The sequence below is a fragment of the uncultured Clostridium sp. genome (genome assembly GCF_934754915.1).
Classification (GTDB): domain Bacteria; phylum Bacillota; class Clostridia; order Clostridiales; family Clostridiaceae; genus Clostridium.
The window spans coordinates 1-1,923 of record NZ_CAKVKB010000320.1 but is presented as its reverse complement, the minus strand read 5'-3'; the positions used below and the strand labels follow the sequence as shown (position 1 = coordinate 1,923).

1 protein-coding gene and 4 tRNA genes are annotated in these 1,923 nt (G+C 31.0%); all 5 read left to right on the top strand.

Annotated features, from left to right (window positions below; translation table 11 throughout):
• Nucleotides 1-34: 34 nt before the first annotated feature.
• The 5 genes from Q0F58_RS19335 to Q0F58_RS19315 all read left to right on the top strand — a co-directional run bounded on the left by Q0F58_RS19335 (nt 35) and on the right by Q0F58_RS19315 (nt 1,825).
• A tRNA-Arg gene (locus Q0F58_RS19335) sits at nt 35-111 on the top strand.
• A gap of 731 nt (nt 112-842) precedes the next feature.
• On the top strand, nt 843-1,367 hold the full coding sequence (locus tag Q0F58_RS19330) for a PBECR4 domain-containing protein (protein ID WP_294379702.1): 525 nt from the start codon (nt 843-845) through the stop codon (nt 1,365-1,367).
• Nucleotides 1,368-1,565: 198 nt separating this feature from the next.
• Nucleotides 1,566-1,642 (top strand) — tRNA-Arg (locus Q0F58_RS19325).
• Between the two features lie 15 nt (nt 1,643-1,657).
• Nucleotides 1,658-1,731, top strand: a tRNA-Gly gene (locus Q0F58_RS19320).
• Nucleotides 1,732-1,751: 20 nt separating this feature from the next.
• A tRNA-Gly gene (locus Q0F58_RS19315) sits at nt 1,752-1,825 on the top strand.
• Nucleotides 1,826-1,923 lie beyond the last annotated feature (98 nt).

Below are 1,923 nucleotides of genomic sequence, written 5' to 3'. Positions count from 1 at the left end.
TTATCAGTTGTTTTTTTTATATTTAAATATATCTGCACCTATAGCTCAGTTGGATAGAGCGTTGGACTTCGAATCCAGAAGTCGTGGGTTCGAATCCCACTGGGTGTACCAAGAGCTAGAAATACCAATAGTTATAGAGATATGACTGTTGGTATTTTTGTTTTACTACAACCATTACTACAACCATTAGAATGATATTAGGTTGTAGGAGCAGAAGAGTGAAGGGACAGCAGAAGATAAAGAAAAAATGCTAACCTTTTTAACCTAGTCTAGTTAAAGCTAGCAGTAGTGCGGGATTAGATAATGGTAGGTTTGTTTATAATAAAAAAATGAGGTTAACTTATTAAGTTTTTAATATAAAAGCAGAGCACATTACGTATATGTGTATTAAAAATAAATTATAAAAAAATATTGAACAATTTATTGAGTTAGAATATAATAATTATAGAGATAGTAATGTCTCTCGTGTGAAGACACGTTAAAGCCGTGCCGGATATGGAACGGGATAAAATTCCATAACAATTTTGGTATCAAGATGGATACCGCTCTCCAAAGCAGAGAGGATGCTTGACCAATGCGGCTGGTATGAGGACCGCAACTATTTGATGTCAAGATGGGCATCACACCTGACGGCCAGGAGAAAACACTTTATAAATAGTTAGTATAGAAGTAGCAAGTTATTGCTACTTCTTTTTTAGGAGAAGAAATTTTTATGGGGTTAGAACAAAAAGTAGAATTAGTAAGGCAAAATGTTATTTCTGCGGTTCAGAAGTATAAGGATGAATTAGTAGGAAGAAAATTCTTATATATATTTGATAGTGATTTATAAAACAGAAAATTTTATGCATTTAACTGGAGTAGATTCAAGAAAATTAAAGTCACAGAAATTCTATGAAAAAACTAAAGATGGAACTTTAAAAAGAAATCAAATGTTTTTTAGTCCAAGAAATCCATTAAAAACAGCATTAGATAAATCAAGAGAATTATCAAACATAGATATTTTTGCTAATTCAAAAATATTCATAATAAAAGATATGAAGACAAAAACATATACATATGCATTTAGCTTTTCAGATAAGAAAATGACATTAGGATTAATGAAAGATACAAGAAAAGATGAACAAGGAAATGAAATTGAATTAGACTATTATATCCCTAAAACTTTTAGAGTAAAAGAAGATGCTACTAAGGATAAGGATTCTACTAAAGTAGTTGGAATAACATTAATTTTATCAAAAACAGATGTTAAAGGAAAATATAATAAAATTCATTATGGAGATGAGAATGAAATAGCGTTATTACCCGATAGGATTAAGAATTTGATTGATGAAGATATTATGTCATCTAATTCAGCAGAAAAAAGATAGTGCAAATAAATTAAGCAATTTATAATAGGATGGTTGTTAAAGTTAAATTAAAATAAGTATAGAAGACTAAGTTATACAACCTTCTATGCTTATTTTAATTATTATGTAGTTTTATTATTGGAACATATATAAAAAAGTGTTGACAGATAAGGAATTATGAGATAAAATAATTTTCATCGAAGAGATAAAATATAATATGCGTTTTTAGCTCAGCTGGATAGAGCAACGCCCTTCTAAGGCGTGGGCCAGGGGTTCGAATCCCTTAAAACGCACCATTTAAAATATAATATGCGGGTATCGTATATCGGTAATACTCCAGCCTTCCAAGCTGGCAAGGTGGGTTCGATTCCCACTACCCGCTCCACTAAATAAAAATAAATATATGCGGGTATCGTATATCGGTAATACTCTAGCCTTCCAAGCTAGCAAGGTGGGTTCGATTCCCACTACCCGCTCCATTGAACAACTGTTATCAGTTGTTTTTTTATTAAAAAATATTTTTATTATTAATTGTTGACATACTGCTGTCAACAATTAAATGCTACAGTAAAAGGGC

Excerpts from the sequence above, each read along its gene's own strand:
- Q0F58_RS19330 (WP_294379702.1), top strand. The coding sequence starts at position 843 with ATGCATTTAACTGGAGTAGATTCAAGAAAATTAAAGTCACAGAAATTC.